Origin of the sequence: Limnoraphis robusta BA-68 BA1 (assembly GCF_034932365.1) — a bacterium.
GTDB classification, from domain to species: domain Bacteria; phylum Cyanobacteriota; class Cyanobacteriia; order Cyanobacteriales; family Microcoleaceae; genus Capilliphycus; species Capilliphycus robustus.
The window spans coordinates 131,262-146,963 of sequence record NZ_JAYGHR010000001.1; the positions used below are offsets into that span (position 1 = coordinate 131,262).

At 42.8% G+C, this 15,702-nt stretch carries 18 protein-coding genes; 2 read left to right on the forward strand and 16 right to left on the reverse strand.

The annotated features are described in order from the left end of the window. Positions 1-214 precede the first annotated feature (214 nt). Positions 215-1,186 (forward strand): M48 family metallopeptidase, encoded by a 972-nt coding sequence (locus VB836_RS00620; RefSeq protein WP_323217544.1) that lies wholly within the window; start codon positions 215-217, stop codon positions 1,184-1,186. Positions 1,187-1,350: 164 nt separating this feature from the next. Further along, on the forward strand, positions 1,351-1,815 hold the full coding sequence (locus VB836_RS00625; RefSeq protein ID WP_323217545.1) for a DUF4359 domain-containing protein: 465 nt from the start codon (positions 1,351-1,353) through the stop codon (positions 1,813-1,815). 225 nt (positions 1,816-2,040) lie between these two features. Here VB836_RS00625 and modB read toward each other — a convergent pair whose 3' ends face one another. From modB to nifK, 16 genes are all read right to left on the reverse strand, one after another. Beyond that, complete coding sequence (modB, locus tag VB836_RS00630) at positions 2,041-3,936, reverse strand: molybdate ABC transporter permease subunit (protein ID WP_323217546.1); 1,896 nt, start codon at positions 3,934-3,936, stop codon at positions 2,041-2,043. Positions 3,937-4,012: 76 nt separating this feature from the next. Further along, positions 4,013-4,837, reverse strand: a complete 825-nt coding sequence (gene modA, locus VB836_RS00635) for a molybdate ABC transporter substrate-binding protein (protein WP_323217548.1) — start codon at positions 4,835-4,837, stop codon at positions 4,013-4,015. Positions 4,838-5,430: 593 nt separating this feature from the next. Continuing rightward, the gene (locus VB836_RS00640) at positions 5,431-5,790 is read right to left on the reverse strand and encodes a hypothetical protein (RefSeq protein ID WP_082172435.1); all 360 of its coding nucleotides are present in this window, start codon (positions 5,788-5,790) and stop codon (positions 5,431-5,433) included. Continuing rightward, entirely contained in the window at positions 5,787-6,164 is a 378-nt protein-coding gene (locus VB836_RS00645) for a hypothetical protein (protein ID WP_323217549.1), read from the reverse strand. The genes VB836_RS00640 and VB836_RS00645 overlap by 4 nt, the downstream gene beginning before the upstream one ends. A gap of 356 nt (positions 6,165-6,520) precedes the next feature. Then, positions 6,521-6,841: a 2Fe-2S iron-sulfur cluster-binding protein gene (locus VB836_RS00650; protein ID WP_323217550.1), complete on the reverse strand. Its 321-nt coding sequence runs from the start codon at positions 6,839-6,841 to the stop codon at positions 6,521-6,523. Positions 6,842-6,920: 79 nt separating this feature from the next. After that, the gene (locus tag VB836_RS00655; RefSeq protein ID WP_046276708.1) at positions 6,921-7,289 is read right to left on the reverse strand and encodes a HesB/IscA family protein; all 369 of its coding nucleotides are present in this window, start codon (positions 7,287-7,289) and stop codon (positions 6,921-6,923) included. A gap of 41 nt (positions 7,290-7,330) precedes the next feature. Beyond that, positions 7,331-8,143 carry a HesA/MoeB/ThiF family protein gene (locus VB836_RS00660; protein WP_323217551.1) on the reverse strand — a complete coding sequence of 271 codons (813 nt, stop codon included), beginning with the start codon at positions 8,141-8,143 and terminating at the stop codon, positions 7,331-7,333. A gap of 5 nt (positions 8,144-8,148) precedes the next feature. Continuing rightward, positions 8,149-8,487, reverse strand: coding sequence for a nitrogenase-stabilizing/protective protein NifW (nifW, locus tag VB836_RS00665; protein WP_323217552.1), 339 nt, complete (start codon positions 8,485-8,487; stop codon positions 8,149-8,151). Then, complete coding sequence (locus VB836_RS00670) at positions 8,484-8,717, reverse strand: CCE_0567 family metalloprotein (RefSeq protein ID WP_323217553.1); 234 nt, start codon at positions 8,715-8,717, stop codon at positions 8,484-8,486. The genes nifW and VB836_RS00670 overlap by 4 nt, the downstream gene beginning before the upstream one ends. 74 nt (positions 8,718-8,791) lie before the next feature. After that, the gene (locus VB836_RS00675) at positions 8,792-9,271 is read right to left on the reverse strand and encodes a NifX-associated nitrogen fixation protein (RefSeq protein WP_082172436.1); all 480 of its coding nucleotides are present in this window, start codon (positions 9,269-9,271) and stop codon (positions 8,792-8,794) included. Between the two features lie 132 nt (positions 9,272-9,403). Further along, positions 9,404-9,817: a nitrogen fixation protein NifX gene (gene nifX / locus VB836_RS00680; RefSeq protein ID WP_323217554.1), complete on the reverse strand. Its 414-nt coding sequence runs from the start codon at positions 9,815-9,817 to the stop codon at positions 9,404-9,406. Positions 9,818-9,829: 12 nt separating this feature from the next. Next, positions 9,830-10,315, reverse strand: coding sequence for a DUF269 domain-containing protein (locus VB836_RS00685; protein ID WP_323217555.1), 486 nt, complete (start codon positions 10,313-10,315; stop codon positions 9,830-9,832). 160 nt (positions 10,316-10,475) lie between these two features. Continuing rightward, positions 10,476-11,831 carry a nitrogenase iron-molybdenum cofactor biosynthesis protein NifN gene (nifN, locus tag VB836_RS00690; RefSeq protein ID WP_323217556.1) on the reverse strand — a complete coding sequence of 452 codons (1,356 nt, stop codon included), beginning with the start codon at positions 11,829-11,831 and terminating at the stop codon, positions 10,476-10,478. A 111-nt stretch (positions 11,832-11,942) separates the two neighbouring features. Beyond that, on the reverse strand, positions 11,943-13,412 hold the full coding sequence (nifE, locus tag VB836_RS00695) for a nitrogenase iron-molybdenum cofactor biosynthesis protein NifE (RefSeq protein WP_323217557.1): 1,470 nt from the start codon (positions 13,410-13,412) through the stop codon (positions 11,943-11,945). Positions 13,413-13,460: 48 nt separating this feature from the next. Beyond that, a complete protein-coding gene (locus VB836_RS00700) occupies positions 13,461-13,787 on the reverse strand; it encodes a Mo-dependent nitrogenase C-terminal domain-containing protein (protein ID WP_046276700.1) in 327 nt (108 codons plus the stop codon). Between the two features lie 181 nt (positions 13,788-13,968). Continuing rightward, a complete protein-coding gene (gene nifK / locus VB836_RS00705) occupies positions 13,969-15,504 on the reverse strand; it encodes a nitrogenase molybdenum-iron protein subunit beta (protein ID WP_323217559.1) in 1,536 nt (511 codons plus the stop codon). Between the last annotated feature and the right edge of the window lie 198 nt (positions 15,505-15,702).

The following is a 15,702-nucleotide window of genomic DNA, read 5'->3' on the forward strand; positions in this document are numbered from 1 at the left end:
AATCTTAAAAGCCTTTCTCTGTAAAGAAAAGGAGGATTATTTCAACAGTTTTGAGATTTTCTGTTTAAATAGAGCCTAAAACTTGCCCCCCATCAAAGGTTTAGCGATCGCCAAATTTTAGAACGAAACGGCCCTGCCTTAGTAAGGGGGGAAGCCGCAGGCGGGGGGATCGAAAAAAGCTGCATAATTAGAAAGAAATGGTATTACACATCCTATGCCAACTTACACCGGAATTTCAAGTGAAGCCTTTCGTCATCCCCTCGACAAACAAGCGGAAATTGCCCTCCGCAGTGTTCCGGGGTTTGATTTAATTGCCAGTAAGTTTGTTGAATTTGTCTATGAACGGCCTCAATACGTTTACCTGATGGGCAATAGTATTCAAGTCGGGCCGCGTCAATATGCCAGCATTTATCATCTTTTTCGCGAATGTGTCCGCGATCTCGATGTCTTGAATGAACCTGTTTTATTTGTAGCACAAAATCCCCAGGTTAACAGTTATGCTTTGGGTCAAGAACGTCCCTATATTGTCCTGAATACAGGTTTATTAGATATCGTCGATGAAGCCCAATTACGAGCCGTTTTAGCCCATGAACTCGGACATATTAAGTGTGGTCATCCGATTTTAAATCAGATGGCTATTTGGGCGATGGGTGTGGCTTCGACCATTGGAGAAATGACAATGGGATTAGGGAATTTAGTCAGCAGTGGATTGATTTATGCTTTTTATGAATGGCGACGCAAAGCAGAACTTTCGGCTGACCGGGCGGCGTTGTTGGTAACAGATGATCTAAAATGTGTTACTCAGTCGATGATGACGATGGCGGGAGTCAGTGGTAAATACGCTTCTGAATGTTCTTTGGATGAGTTTATGCGTCAATCAGAACAGTATCAGAATCTTGATAGCGATGGTTTAAATCAAGTGTATAAATTTTTGTTGTATAACGGCGGTCAAGGGGGAATGTTAACTCATCCTTTCCCCGTTGAACGTCTTCAGTATTTACGGGATTGGGCAAATTCTGAGGACTATCGACAAATTCGTTTAGGAAACTATAAACAAACGGTTTCTGAAGGGGTTGTTGAAGTCGAAGTCGAAGAATCTACTGATGAAGTCGAGACGTTACGGCGTCAAATTGACGAGTTACAACAGCAAATCAATCACATCAAATCGGGTCAAGCAGAAAATTAGAAACAATGGGATGAGGAGATTTGCTTAACGGCAAAGGATGGGGACACAGACCTTGAATCATTCATCCCTCATCCTTCCTCAACTCGGGTTTATATCCGGAATTGACGAACTTGGAAATGAAGGATAAGGTTAAAGTAAAGCGTTAAAGTAGGGGAATATCTCAAATGTTAGGGACTTTTGATCGGAAAAAAGATAATTCGGGCGGGTTTAAGCCGAATTGGGGTGATTTTTTTGGCAAAGGCGCGATTGTATTAGCCATTTTAGCCGGTACCATGTATCTGACTAATCCCGAACGAGAAGAATATTTGAATTATGCTTCGGGTCGATTAGCAGCAGAAGCAAAAGAAAACTGGTGTAAGGAATCTAATGTCCCTGATCTGTTGAGTGGGATTTCAGGATCTTTAGTTGATGCTTGTCAATCTTTATTGACGACTCAACGGGGAACGATTAAGAAATATATTGATAATTCAACTCAGCGTCAGAATGCGGTACTGTTTAGCATTTATACCACAGATTTAGTCGATCACCGCTATCAAACCATTGGAGTTTTTGGTAATTTTCTCACCTTCTCCTCAGAAGATATAGAAGATATAGAAGAAGCAAAACCAGTCGAGCCTGTTTCTAAATAATTGAATGAATTGATGTGATCTGTAAGTTTCGCCCTCATTCTTCCAGAACTCTTTGTTGGGTTTCGTTCCTCAACCGAAGCTACTACTTTTTTTGTGGTTTTCATAACCCTTTGTTGGGCTTCGTTCCTCAATCCAACCTACCATTTGATTAACCCTCTAACGCTTTATCTTTTGATTTTTTGGGCGCAAGCCTTGCGCCCCGACATTTAAAAAATCATTTGTTGATCAATTCTGAATTTCCATCACTTTTAGATTTTGATCGGAAGTTGGAATTTTATTAATTTGTTGAGTTGTTGGACTGAGAAGAAGTAAGCGCTCGGGAGCAAGATGAACAAACCAAGGAAACGGACGATTTTTAAATTTTTCCCATTTTTCCTTAAAAACTTCTGCTTGTAAATGATAATCTTCAGGACTATTTGAGGAGGGTCGATGAAGTTTCAGGAAAAGTGTCATGCGGTGTTGGGTTTCACTGGTCATCGCTAGCCAACAGGGGAAAGTATTGGGATGATTTTTGTCTTCTAGAAAGGTAAATTGATGAGCGCGAAATCCGACATGAGAAAGGGTATCAGGAATCGGTTCAACGGTTTGTAAAATACATCCCCAGTCAATCGCTTCAATTTGATGTTTATTCACAACAACAGCAGGTGAGAAGTTCTTACATCCGGTTAACTGTGCGACTCGAAAAACAGAGGGATGTTCAAAGATGTCTTGTTTGCTTCCTTGAGCGACAATTTCACCGCTATCAATCACTAATAAATTTTCACAAACCCGATAGGCTTCTTCTAAATTGTGAGTTACAAATAATGTTACTCCATCGTGATGCTGAACCGTTGAAATAATCAATTTTTCGACTTGATCACGCAGATGAGTATCTAACGCTGAAAGCGGTTCATCCAGTAATAATGCTTCCGGTTGACTCGCTAACGCCCTCGCTAACGCCACCCGTTGCTGTTGACCCCCGGAAAGTTCACGAGGATAGCGATCGCCCATTCCGCCTAATTGAACAGAAATAAGCTGTCGTTCCACCTGTTGTTTAATTATACTAGAAGATAACCCTTTGGGTAAAGCAAACGCAATATTTTCAGCTATCGTTAGATGAGGAAATAGTGCATAATTTTGAAATAAATAGCCAATATTTCGCTGAGAACTGGGTAAATTAATCCCTCGTTCGGAGTCATAAAGTACCCGTCCGTTGAGGATAATTTGACCGCGATCTGGTGTTTCTAAACCCGCAATACAACGTAAAATAAAGCTTTTCCCGGCACCAGAACCGCCTAACAACCCTAATGGTTGATTGTGGGTACTGAAAGACACATCTAAAACAAAATTTTGCAGTTGTTTTTGGATATTAACAAGGAGTTCTGGTTGGGAAATTGTCTCAGAAATATGAAGGTAACGATATCCATAATTCCCCAAAGTATCTTTTAATTTTTGGGCTTTTACACCTTTTATATAACTCGATTCTTCTGACCAATTGACCGCCGTAATAATGCCTAAAGAAATGACTAAAATAACCACAACCCAGGCAAAAGCTACATCCATTCTGCCACCTTCAGCCGCAAAAAAGATAGCAACGGGGATGGTTTGAGTGCGTCCGGGAATACTTCCTGCTAACATTAAAGTTGCCCCAAATTCACCCAAAGAACGAGCAAAAGCTAGCATTGTTCCTGAGAATAATCCAGGTTTAGCAAGGGGAAGCATGACTCGCCAAAAAATCGTCCATTCAGAAGCGCCTAACGTTCTCGCACAAGCTAATAAGCTGCTATCAATTTGTTTAAACGCACCTAAAGCCGTTTTATACATTAAGGGAAATGCTACAACTGTCGCAGCAATAACAGTCGCATACCAAGTGAAAATTATAGAAAAGTTAAGGCTTGCAAAAAAATTTCCAAAAGGCCCATTTCGGCCAAATAAAAGTAAGAGCAGAAAACCGACAACGGTTGGCGGTAAAACGAGAGGAGCGGTTAAAATACTATCAATTAATCCTTTGCCTTTGCCGCGATAACTGAACATTAAACGAGCCGCAATTATCCCTAAAAAGAAAGTGATAATAGTGGAAATAATTGCAGCTCTAAAGGAAATCCAGGCCGGAGATAAATCAGAAAAAATTTCTTCAAACATGAATCTATTTATAAGGTTAGATAACTTCGTAGGGGTGCAAGGCTTGCACCCGGAATTAATTGGCTTGCACCCGGAATTAATTGGCTAACCCAAAACCATAGCGCTCAAATAAAGATTTAGCTGTATTACTGGATAAAAAGCTAAGAAATTCCTTGGCTGCTTCAGGGTTTTTGCTATTTTTAACAACAGCAATCGGATAAATAATCGGAGAATGAGACTCTGGGGGTGCAGTTGCCACAATTTCTACTTTTTCAGAGAATTTAGCATTAGAACTGAAAGTAATTCCGGCATCAACATTACCCGTTTCCACATAGGATAAAAGTTGACGTACATCTTTGGCATAAACTTGTTTGGGTTGGATGGTTTCAAAAATATTTAAAGACGTTAACACTTCTTGAGCATATTTTCCAGCCGGAACACTTTCCGGTTCACCTACTGCTATTTTTGTGACTGTATCTGCTGTTAAATCCTCAAACCTTTGAATTGTACTTTCTCCTTTGGGGATAATTAAAACCATCTCGTTTTTTAGCAAATCTTTGCGCGTTTCATCCAGTAATAAGCCTTTTTCTTGTAACTCATTTATTTGTTTAGGGGCAGCAGAAATAAACACATCAACGGGAGCGCCTTGTTCAATTTGTTGTTGCAGAGAACCAGAAGGGCCAAAATTATAAGTCAGTTTAACTTTGGGGTTTTCCTGCTGATAAAGCGGTTGAATGGCGTTCAGCGCATCGGTGAGACTGGCTGCGGCGGAAATGATTAATTCGGTTTGTTCCGCCGAACTGACTGGAGAACTGGTTTGTTGAGGTTCTGTGCTTTGGGGAGTGGTTTGGTTACAGCCAACGGCTAGCAGTAGGGAAAGGACAAAGCCACAAGCCAGGTTGAGGATGCGACGACGATTCATTTGAGTGCTAGTTTTTTTGACTTTTGTATAAAATACTTGACATATTAAGTTAGATTTTTTTAAATTTTTGTATTTTTATATACAGAAATCCCAACTAAAGTGATGAAAAACCCGGTAACTTTAGCGCTCACCGGGTTTTGAGGATTCTTTGCAATTCCCTAATAACTGCTAAAAAAATATTCTTTTCAAATCGTTAATTAGACTACTGAATCTCTAAGTCTTATTGATGTATTGTATTAGTATTGAAAGAGTAAAGAGAAAGCTCAAATGGAGTTTTAAAATACCCAATGTAAAACTCCGTGTCCAGAAGGAGAACACGGAGCGATTCAGAATGGAAAAAGTAAAGTTAAAGTTTGATCGTAGTCTCGTAGATTCGTTGACAGATGACTAGAATCGTTAGAGAAATCAGAAGCTTCATGAAGAGTGGAGCGAGTAAAAATCCACAACCCAGAATCACACATCCAGATAAAATCACCAAAATAGTATGAATTTCATCCGGGTCAGCAAGCTTCAGGAATACTGTAGCAACGACAGCAATAGACAAACACAGATAAAAGATAATCACGAGAGATAACCTAACTAAGAACAAAAGATTAGTTAGTCAAAAAATGGTCTTGGGTTGAAATCCAATACAACTCTAACCAAAATCGAGGATTATCTTTTTTAAGTTTTGACATGGGGTCACGAATGAGACGTGTTGAATTAATACAAACGACCTCAATTAACCCCATATTTTCAGCAATATCCTTGAATGCTTCTTGTTGGGCAAGCAATTCTCGTCTTCTTTCTTGAGGATAATAAATCCCGAGATAGTAGAATTGTTTGCCTGAGCGTTCAAGATAGCATTCAAGGACTTTGACATAACACCAGTCTAAAACCTTTCCGGCTTCAGGATAGTAATTCTCGACAAGATGAACAAACTCTTGAACGAGATAGTCACGACTAATCATCATAGACGTTGATAGGTAAGCCAACTTGGTCTTACATAGGGTAAACACCAAACCTTCGTACAAGGATTTTTCAGCTTCTTACATTTGTTTTCAAATGTATTAAATCGATGCTGAAAATCCTCATATTTAGAAGTCTCATTCAGCTCTTTGACCGTAGTAATCGGACAAAATTCTTTGATTTCTTTGCAATATTGAGGGGGAAAATTAGAAATTTTGATCGTGCGATGATTTTTGAGATCGAGTTCTTTTTCTAACTCTTGATCAACGAGAAACTCACTATAATTAGCCAAGTTATCAAGGCCTAAGACATTTAGCCAAACTTCGGTTGCTAGCCAAATGCCAGTTTTGATGAAGAACTTTTTCCACCGAATTTCCATTAGCCCTAACCTTCTGATTACAAGATCCGATCTCCTTCACTCGGCTGACTATTACCCTAGTTCATTAAGCCTTCATGTGATTTCAGAGAAGTTGAAGCTGAATCGACATTCTAGGGTGAAGTGAGAGCGGAGTTTACTTAACTTGAACTTCATTTTGGACTTAATCTGAACGAGATTCAGATAATAGATAATTGCTGAAAGTTTCAGTAAGTTGTTAAGACTACAACTTTCAACAGGTTTTAAATCTTGTAGTCGCTCATTTGGTGAGAAACGAATGTTGATCAGGAAAAACGGATGGGAACCCGTTATGAGTCACCCTTAATTATCCGTTTTTCCACACCCTATCCGTTTAAAAATTAGCCGAGATAAGCTTCTTGATGGGTTCTAATCGTGCAATCAGAGCGAGGATAAGCAACACAAAGCAAAACCCATTTCTTTTCTAATTGTTCGTCATCGAGGAAGCTTTGATCTTCTTGATCAACTTCTCCTTCTTCAATGCGACCTAAACAACTAGAGCAAGCACCAGAACGACAAGAAGAGGGTAAATCAAAGTCTTCTAGTTGTTCTTCAGCCGCTTCTAGGATATAAACATCTTCTGGAACTTCAATCGTTACATCCTTTTCTGGGGGCTTTTTCTTGCTGCCTTTGATCAGGCGAACTTTGTAGGTTGCAGTCATAATAATATTCTCCAAAAGTTGGTCGAGAGGTTTTGGGTTTTTTAGCGTTCAATACGCTCAAAACATCAGACTTTGAACCTTAGCTACAAGGTGTAGCAGAAGGGGTACAGTCACCTGCGGCAAAGGATTTACCACAGCCACAGGTTTCAGTTGCATTGGGGTTTTTGAAGACAAACCCGCTTTGCGTCAAACTTTCAACAAAGTCAATCACAATCCCATCCAAAAGCGGCGCACTTTTCGGATCGACATAGATACTTACTTTGTCCTGCTCGAACGTCAGATCATCTGGCTTGGGATTGCTGGTAATATCGATTGAATATTCATAACCATTGCAACCGCCATCAACCACAGCCAGACGAACACCTTTTTGAGCCTCAGTGCCACCTGCACTGCCTCGTACAAAAGTCCGAAGCCTAAAAGCAGCTTTTTCTGTCAAAATAACACTCATCTTAGTCTCCTGAAGGGTGAGAAGAGGAAGTTTGCGCGTGGTTAGCAGGCTAGCCTCTCCAATGAAGGGTACAAAAGCTCACTAGCCGATCCCGCTTGATCAGATTTGCCTTGACCACAAATCTGACAGTTAGGATCATGGTAAGCGCGAAGTTTCGTAAATTTAGCGTTCCCTAAATCCATCGTTAGAAGTTGCCCGTTTAGAGTTTCTCCTAACCCTGTAATCAACTTGACAGCTTCCAGCGCGGTTAGACAAGCCAGGGTTCCTGAAACCGCACCCAAAACCCCAAATCCCCACCGATCCCACTGGGGTTTTTCAGGAAAGATGCACGATAGACAGGGGGTTTGACGAGGGATAATGGTCGTGAGGTAAGCCTCCATTCCACTCATCGCTGCTTCAATCATGGGTTTATCCCACAACACACAAGCAGCGTTGAGTAAATCCCGTTCATCAAAGTTGTGAGCGCAACTTAGAGCCAGATCAGAGCGTTGAACCAACCCATCGACGTTATCCGACGTAATGAATTCCGGAATCGCCTCAATTTCGACATCAGGATTGATTTGAGATAGGGTTTCCTTCGCCTTTAGCACCCTCGGTTGACCGACCCAATCATGAGTCATCAAGATTTGACGGTTCATGTCATCGAGGCGCAAGTCTCCTCCCCGGACTAGGATTAATTTGCCAATCCCAGCGACTGCGAGGTAAAGTGCGACGGTTCCCCCCAATCCACCCACGCCTGAAATTAGAGCAGTTGAGGCTTTCAGTTTGGCTTGTCCAGCTTCTCCGAAACCGGGAAGTTGCATTTGTCGGCGATAACGTTCGAGTTCTGTTGGTGTCAGTTCTAATCCGCCCATGATGATTATGATTCAGTACCGATGTCTTTGGTTAATACAACGTTTTTGGGTGCGTCTTTGAAGACTTTAAAGAGTTTGGTTTCGAGCGGGCTAGACGTCTTAAAGACTTCATAGGCTTCCTCTAGAGCGAGCTTGTATTTGTCTAGTTTTTCTGCTTCGCTCAGATCAGGAAAGGCGCTGTCAATTTCTTCAATTAACAGAGAGAACTGTTTTAAAATATGAAGACGATTGACGTTGACAAAAGTTTGATCGTAGGGCAACTCAAAGAAGATAAAAAATTCTTCGGCATCGACGAGTTTTTTGAAGTCGGCAAAGCTTTTGGGGCTAGAAGTTGTAGTCGTCATTTGAGTTGAGCCTCCCAGGTTTTGAGTTGTTTTTTGAGATCAGATAACTCACGAAACACTTCGTAAGTTTTAGCTGCTTCTTCTTGCAGCTTTTCAAAATCGGTAGGTAAACCTTCTGCGAGATCATGCAGATCCATTTTCATTTGACCTGCTTGGCTATTGAGGCGTTTGATTTTGGTTTTCAGTTCCTCAACAGCTTCGCTCGTTGGAATTTCAGTCGTGTGAGTCATTCCATCAACTCCTAATCATCCAGTCACTTAGCAGTCAGAAAAAGAAAATGATTTCCTTTTCTCTGTGAGAACATTTAAGCTTTAGCAGCATCCGCAAACTTTTCAATGCTCTCGATACCGGATTGAACCAGTTTTTCACCTTGGGCTGCTAATTTTTCCAAGGAATCAAAACCAAAACGTTGAGCGTCCCGCAGCGTGCGGTTAATCACAATCAGGCGACCTGTCCAAACTAATGCCCAACCAAACCCTTCGTGACTTAAATCAATCACCACTTGGCAAAGTTTTCCGGTTTCTGTTTCGACGCAAGCCGCTACAGCTCTATAAAAACACAGAATCCGAAGTTGGGTGGCGGGATCGACTTCTCCCTCAAGCGAAATAGAGCGTTTTTTGTCTTTGGTGACAATAAAAGGAGAGAGAACTAACTCATCTGACCAACTGCGATAAACACCGTAGTGATCTTGAGCGCGAATTTGTTGGACTAGCGCCTGTAACAATGGATTGGATTCAACAATATTGGTACTGGATTCGCGGGTAGCAGTTTGTGTTGAACTCATAGTTGGTTTGTTCGTCATTACTATATTAGGCTCGGAGCAAAGACATCCAAATTGAATGTCTATTTTGTAAAGACGTGGCATCAACACGTCAGTACAAACTTTTAGCAAGATAGAAGACCCGGATGAAGGGATTTATTCGTCTTCTTCCTCAAGACCAGCGTAAGAGAATTTTTCTTCTTCTTGCTGGATGACTTTCCGCAACCACGGCGGCGGATTGCCATTGAGAGTTTTGACTAACTTATCCAGAATTGCCGTAATTTCCTCTTCATCCGATTGGGCTTTCACGGGCGTTATTTTTTTGCGAATTAAACGCGCCGCCGCACTGCCTCCAATCGCTGAAACATAAACTAGAGTGCAGTCGGATAGTGCCTCGATTTTGGGAACTAGCTTATCTTCATTCCCATCTTCTTTTAGATTATCATCAAATTCCAGGGTATTTGAAAAATTATAACCCTCTTTTGAAACTTCGTAAACATCAATTTTTTGTGCCGATCCAAAATGAGAATTGATGTGAACTTGATCGCAGGTTGCGAAAGCAACTTTCATTTCATACCTCCTTTAGCTTGCTCTTTTTAAGGGAACAGACAGCCCTCGGGCTGGAAAGTCAAAATATTCTCTAGCTCGTTCTAAAGCATTTTGGATAACCCTTTCACCTTCGTAGGTGAGATGTTCCACTGATTCAAAACGAAAGCTATCGGTATCTCGCAAGAACTGAGAAATCACCAAGAGGCGACCGCAAAAGACCAGAATCCAACCGATATCATCTTGACCGAGATTGATAAAGATCTCAACCCTTTGACCCGTTTCTTGCTCAAGACGAGAAGCTACAGCCCGATAAAAAGCTGAAATCTTTTGTAGGCTTGGGATATCGTTATCCGCCCCTAAAGTCGAATAGCCTATTAAAGATTTTAGCAACAATTCATCGGATAAATCTTGATCAGCAACTGTCGTATCTTGAACACGAACTTGTTTAACGATCTCTCTGACAAAAGAAGGATTGAACAGAGAAGAATTGGAGTGGGAAATGGCTTCAAGATGAATCATAGTTCTAGGTCTTACGATGCAGTGTAGGAGGTGAATGATTCGCAACTCTTGTCAGAAACATTGGCGAGAATATAGACTCTATTAAGTCAATACATATCGGGGCTATTCCTTTTGATTTTATCGAATTAAAAGCGGGGATTTTCCACTTTTAATTTTGATTTTAGGATTCTTCAGCCTCGATAAAAAGATTACCTAAATCCATCAGAAACTGAATCGTTCCGCGATAACCAATTAAGCATCTTTGACCATTTCCAAAACGATCAAAAATTGGATAACCCATACGATAAAGAGGAATCTTGAGTCGTTCAGCAATGGCTCTCCCGTGAGAGTTTGTAATCAACAAGTCTGATCCAACTGCTAAATTTTCAAAGTCTTCTAAATCGCCTATCGTCACCGATTCAATTGGTAAATTTTCCAGTAACGGAGATTTAGTTGTCGTCACAGCCGCTTGAATTTCAGCGCCCATTTCATGTAGCAACCAACTGGTTTGATACAGCAAATCCGGTTCCATTGCCAATGAAATGCGCTTGCGACCAAAATAGAAATGCGTATCTAACATCGCATCCTGCAACTGACGTCGTTGACGATTGAACTTCTCCGGCACCTCATAGGGCTGAACAAAATGAGCATCTTGGCGGGAGTGAACAATCTTCGACAGACGCAACAAAAACCGATCCATCGCCTGCAAACCGCTTAAGCGCGGAAACACTTCGTAATTCGTCCCGAACTTTTGCTTCAAAGCGTCCGCCGACTTCCGCATACTTTCGCCGATCGCTAAAGTAAACGTTGATTCCCCCAGACGGCGCAAATCATCTAACGACGTTCCTCCAGTGGTTACACTGTTGAACCCATCATCGAGATGCCCATCCATCGATCCCGACAAATCGGGGATCATCACAGGCGTTAACCCAAAGGCTTCAACAATAGCCTTCACTTCTTCAACGTCACCCGGCCCCAGGAGCGAACCCGCTAAAATTGTTACCCTTGGCTTGACTTCGCTCGACAAGTTTGGTATAATATCCTCGGATTCAACGAAAGCCCCGTAATAAGTGGTGACAATCTCCTCAACGGTAGCCGCATAACCATCTTGCATTGCCCCTTTATAATCGGGAGTCGAAACCGAAATAATCGGCAACCAATCTAACTCTGGGTGCTGGATGCGGAAATCCTTGAGGATGCGTTGCATATCATCCCCCCGGGTTTCCGTTAAGCCTGTCGTCAACAGACCGATCACATCGGGCTTTGCCTTCTCAACCAAAGTTAAGATCGCAGTCGTTATATTTTCCTCTCCGCCCAAGATGCTACTAACTTCCGTCATAGCCGTCGTAGACAGAGGAATCGCTTCTCGGAAGTGACGCACTAAAATCACTTTGGCAAACGCTGTACAACCCTGAGAACCGTGAAATAGAGGAATCATTCCCTTCAACCCCAGAAATGCCAGAGACGCACCCAGAGGAGGACTCAATTTTAAAGGGTTAACAGCCGCCGCTTTTTTCGGTTGAGTAATAGTTGTCATATCTTCTACCAGGGAACGAGGAACAGGGAATAAGCTAGGCGCAGCGCAGACCTTGTGAACTCTTGAACTTGTGAACTCTTTAACTTCTAACTGGTCACTGTTAACTGGTCACTAAGATTGCGAACTGTGCTTCTGCCGGAAACCGCCGGGCCGCAAGTTCGCGCTGGTCACTGTTAACTGGTCACTGGTCACTGGTGACTGTTCACCCTTCCCAGTTTCCCAAGGTGCGGGAGTCCGAAGTTGTTCCCAAATCGGGGAGTAAAGTGCTTCTTCAAGTTCTTTAGCCATCTCAATCATCCCCTCGTAACCCGCATAAGCATGATGGCGTTCTTGGTTAATATCAAGGAAAGGAACACGAGCCTTCAATGCCGTATATTGGTTACGACCTCCAGCAATTAACAAATCCGCTCCCGTTTGCTCAATCACTTTCAGCAATTCTTGCGGACTGCCTTTTTCAATCGTGATTCCATCTTTACCCAACAATTGCTTAATGCGAGCCTTATCTTCTTCGGTGCTTTTCTTTGTGCTAGTGGCAACCACCTCAATCCCTAAATCCTTCGCTGCCGAAATAATCGACCAACTCTTAACCCCTCCGGTATACAACACAACCCGTTTACCTTTGAGTCTGCTTCGATAGGGCGCAAGCTTTTGGTCAAGGGCTGCATTTTCCGAAGCAATTAGTTTTTCTACCCGTTGTTTCAAGGCTGGATCGCCAAACTTCTCGGCAATATTTCGCAGACAACGATTCATATCGTCAATGCCGTAGAAAGACTCTTCGATGAAAGGAATGCCGTATTTTTCCTCCATCTTCCGCGCCATATTGATCAACGCTTTCGAGCAGATCATCACATTCAACTTGGCACGGTGGGCGTAGCAGATTTCTTGATAACGAGCATCTCCGGTGATTTTTGATAACACCCGAATGCCGACTTTTTCCAACAACGGAATCACATTCCACATTTCCCCGGCGATATTATACTCACCGATGAGATTAATATCGTAAGGTGTGGTATACTCAGGTTCAGCCGTACCCACTACATGGTCAAGTAAAGCTTCTCCTGCCAGTCGATTCCCTAAGTTTTTGCTCCCTACGAAACCCGCCGCATGAACAGGAATCACGGGTGTACCGAATTTTTGAGCGGCGGCTTCACAAACGGCATCAAGATCATCTCCTATCAGAGCTGTCACGCAAGTCGAATAGACGAAAACGGCTGCGGGTTGATGATGTTTAACGATTTGAGCGATCGCTTGATAGAGTCGCTTTTCACCGCCAAAAATGATATCGTTTTCTGTTAAATCAGTCGTAAACCCAGTTTTGTAGGTCACGGGACCCGATGAAAGACTGCCCCGACTTCCCCAGGAATTTCCCGAACAAGCAATAGGGCCATGAACTAGGTGAGCTGCATCAGTAATCGGTACAAGCGCAATAGAGGCTCCGTCAAAGGCACAACCCCCTTGAGCTGCTCCAGGTTGAGCTTGTTGTTTACAGGCTTTCTTGTTGGGTTGTCCGGCGTGAGAATGATTATGTTCGCAACCTGGCTCGTTAACCAGTTCTGTGATTTTGCCTCGGGTGAGTTTCATAGCAGGGATGTATCGTCTACAGTTATCAGTTTTACGCTGTTAAACCCATTAACAAATGTATTGGGAGATATCTTCACCGCATTCATCGGCTAGGTAACTCAAAGCCCGGAAACGCAAACCGACAAACTCGTTATAGAGAGGATTCAATTCACATAAGGGTGGAATATGAAACAGCTTGCGTCCGAATAGAGCAATATCACGGTCAAATGGACAATCACAAGGAATCAGTCGGCAGATGATGTGAGCGTAGTTGGCGTTTTTGACTTCGATCAGGTCTACCCAACGGCGTAAGGGAGCCAAAAGGTCAAGTTTAGGTTTGGCGGGAGATGAAGGGGTAGAATAAGTATTAGCTTGGTGGGTATGAGTGATTGCCATAGCAACCTCTTTTACAGTAATCAGTTTACGGTTATCAGTGATCAGTGTTTTCAGTTATCAATTAACAGTTATCAGTTATCAATATTTTCTATTCACTGGTCACTGTTTACTGATTACTGTTTACTGATTACTGTTCACTGTGTAGGAAGCCCGCTTTTTGGCGGGCTAACCTAGTGAGCGATTAACGAACCAAGTCGAAGGAGATGTCGGTTTTCGCTACGATGCTGGTGCTGCGATCTAAGTCTTCAAAGATTGTATTGACAATCCAGTTCAGCAGGTTGATCGCACCCGAGTAACCAATTGTTGAATAGCGGTGCAGGTGATGACGATCAAAGATCGGATAACCAATACGAACTAAAGGAATCTTGGTATCGCGCCACAGGTATTTACCGTAGGAATTTCCAATGAAGAAATCAACGGGTTCAGTAAACAGCAGTGAGCGTAAATGCCAGAGGTCTTTGCCGCCCCAAATGGTCGCTTGTTGACCATGAGGACTAGAAGCAAGCAGTGCTTTCGCTTCTTCTTCAAATTCGTTGGTGGTGTTTGTTACCAGAACATGAACAGGTTCAATCCCCATTTCCAGCATGAACTGCAACATTCCCATGACTAAATCGGGATCACCATAGATAGCAGCGCGCTTACCATGAACCCAAGCTTGAGAATCTGTCATAGCGTCAACTGCACGACCGCGCTCGAATTCGAGTTCTTCAGGAATCGGTTTTCCGCTAACTTCAGACAACTTCATCAAGAACTCATCAGTTCCGCGAACGCCCCAAGGACGAGCAACGGCTGTGCCTTGCTTCCATTTCTTCTCGATATATTTGCGAGTTTGAACGGTGGGATAAGCTTGTAGAGCGAAGGTAAATTCACCATTGATGGCGTCAGCCGCATCTTCTAGAGTTGTACCACCTTGGTACATCTTGAATTCACCTGTATTCGGAGAATCCAAATAGAGTTCGTTGTCGGCTAAAATCGTTGCATCAATTCCCATCGCAGAGATGATGTGCTTCAGTTCCCGCAGGTTGCCCATGTAGGTTTCAAAGCCAGGAATGAAGTTGATTTTGCCGTTGGTGGTTTCTTTCTTTTTGCCTTCGGTTAGATCTGACAGAATGCTCTTGAGCATATTGTCATAACCGGTGACGTGAGAACCGACAAAGCTGGGCGTATGGGCAGCAGGAACGGGTAAATCTTCAGGGATGGCGTTTGCTGCTTTAGCGTTTCCGATGAAGGCACCTAAGTCATCTCCGATTACCTCTGCCATACAGGTGGTGCAGACAGCAATCATTTTCGGTTTGTAGAGGGCATAGGAGTTTTGTAGCCCATCAATCATGTTCTTCAGACCACCGAAAACGGCTGCATCTTCGGTCATCGAACTCGAAACCGCACTGAAGGGTTCTTTGAAGTGACGAGTGAAGTGAGTACGGAAGTAAGCCACACAACCTTGAGAACCATGAACGAAAGGCAGTGTATTTTCAAAACCAACGGCCGCTAAAATCGCACCTAAAGGTTGACAAGCTTTTGCGGGGTTGATAGTCAGCGCTTCACGAGCAAAGTTCTTTTCGCGGTATTCCCAGGATTTCGTCCATTCTGCAACTTTATCAACTTCCTCAGAAGCGGGCATTCCTTCAACTTCCCGCTTGTTGGCAAAAAGCTCTTGGTATTCAGGCTGGCGAAATAACTCTACGTGATCTTTAATATTCTCGACGTTCTGAGACATGATGTTACTCTCCGTTCGTTGGGATTACTCGATTACAGTGATCAGTGATCAGTGACCAGTGACCAGTTTTGTAGCGATCAGTTTTCAGTTATGCAGTGACCAGCTTTTACAGTTTTCAGTTATGCAGTGACCAGTGACCAGAGTTTTCAGACGTGCGCGTTTTCACTTATCAATATTCACTGGTTACTGGTTACTGTT

Excerpts from the sequence above, each read along its gene's own strand:
- VB836_RS00685 (WP_323217555.1), bottom strand. The coding sequence starts at position 10,315 with ATGATTCATCTTGAAGCCATTTCCCACTCCAATTCTTCTCTGTTCAAT.
- VB836_RS00675 (WP_082172436.1), bottom strand. The coding sequence starts at position 9,271 with ATGAGTTCAACACAAACTGCTACCCGCGAATCCAGTACCAATATTGTT.
- VB836_RS00700 (WP_046276700.1), bottom strand. The coding sequence starts at position 13,787 with ATGGCAATCACTCATACCCACCAAGCTAATACTTATTCTACCCCTTCA.
- VB836_RS00650 (WP_323217550.1), bottom strand. The coding sequence starts at position 6,841 with ATGACTGCAACCTACAAAGTTCGCCTGATCAAAGGCAGCAAGAAAAAG.
- modB (WP_323217546.1), bottom strand. The coding sequence starts at position 3,936 with ATGTTTGAAGAAATTTTTTCTGATTTATCTCCGGCCTGGATTTCCTTT.
- nifX (WP_323217554.1), bottom strand. The coding sequence starts at position 9,817 with ATGAAAGTTGCTTTCGCAACCTGCGATCAAGTTCACATCAATTCTCAT.
- VB836_RS00655 (WP_046276708.1), bottom strand. The coding sequence starts at position 7,289 with ATGAGTGTTATTTTGACAGAAAAAGCTGCTTTTAGGCTTCGGACTTTT.
- VB836_RS00670 (WP_323217553.1), bottom strand. The coding sequence starts at position 8,717 with ATGACTCACACGACTGAAATTCCAACGAGCGAAGCTGTTGAGGAACTG.
- VB836_RS00620 (WP_323217544.1), top strand. The coding sequence starts at position 215 with ATGCCAACTTACACCGGAATTTCAAGTGAAGCCTTTCGTCATCCCCTC.
- VB836_RS00625 (WP_323217545.1), top strand. The coding sequence starts at position 1,351 with ATGTTAGGGACTTTTGATCGGAAAAAAGATAATTCGGGCGGGTTTAAG.
- nifW (WP_323217552.1), bottom strand. The coding sequence starts at position 8,487 with ATGACGACTACAACTTCTAGCCCCAAAAGCTTTGCCGACTTCAAAAAA.
- nifN (WP_323217556.1), bottom strand. The coding sequence starts at position 11,831 with ATGACAACTATTACTCAACCGAAAAAAGCGGCGGCTGTTAACCCTTTA.
- nifK (WP_323217559.1), bottom strand. The coding sequence starts at position 15,504 with ATGTCTCAGAACGTCGAGAATATTAAAGATCACGTAGAGTTATTTCGC.
- VB836_RS00645 (WP_323217549.1), bottom strand. The coding sequence starts at position 6,164 with ATGGAAATTCGGTGGAAAAAGTTCTTCATCAAAACTGGCATTTGGCTA.
- VB836_RS00660 (WP_323217551.1), bottom strand. The coding sequence starts at position 8,143 with ATGGGCGGATTAGAACTGACACCAACAGAACTCGAACGTTATCGCCGA.
- nifE (WP_323217557.1), bottom strand. The coding sequence starts at position 13,412 with ATGAAACTCACCCGAGGCAAAATCACAGAACTGGTTAACGAGCCAGGT.
- modA (WP_323217548.1), bottom strand. The coding sequence starts at position 4,837 with ATGAATCGTCGTCGCATCCTCAACCTGGCTTGTGGCTTTGTCCTTTCC.
- VB836_RS00640 (WP_082172435.1), bottom strand. The coding sequence starts at position 5,790 with ATGATGATTAGTCGTGACTATCTCGTTCAAGAGTTTGTTCATCTTGTC.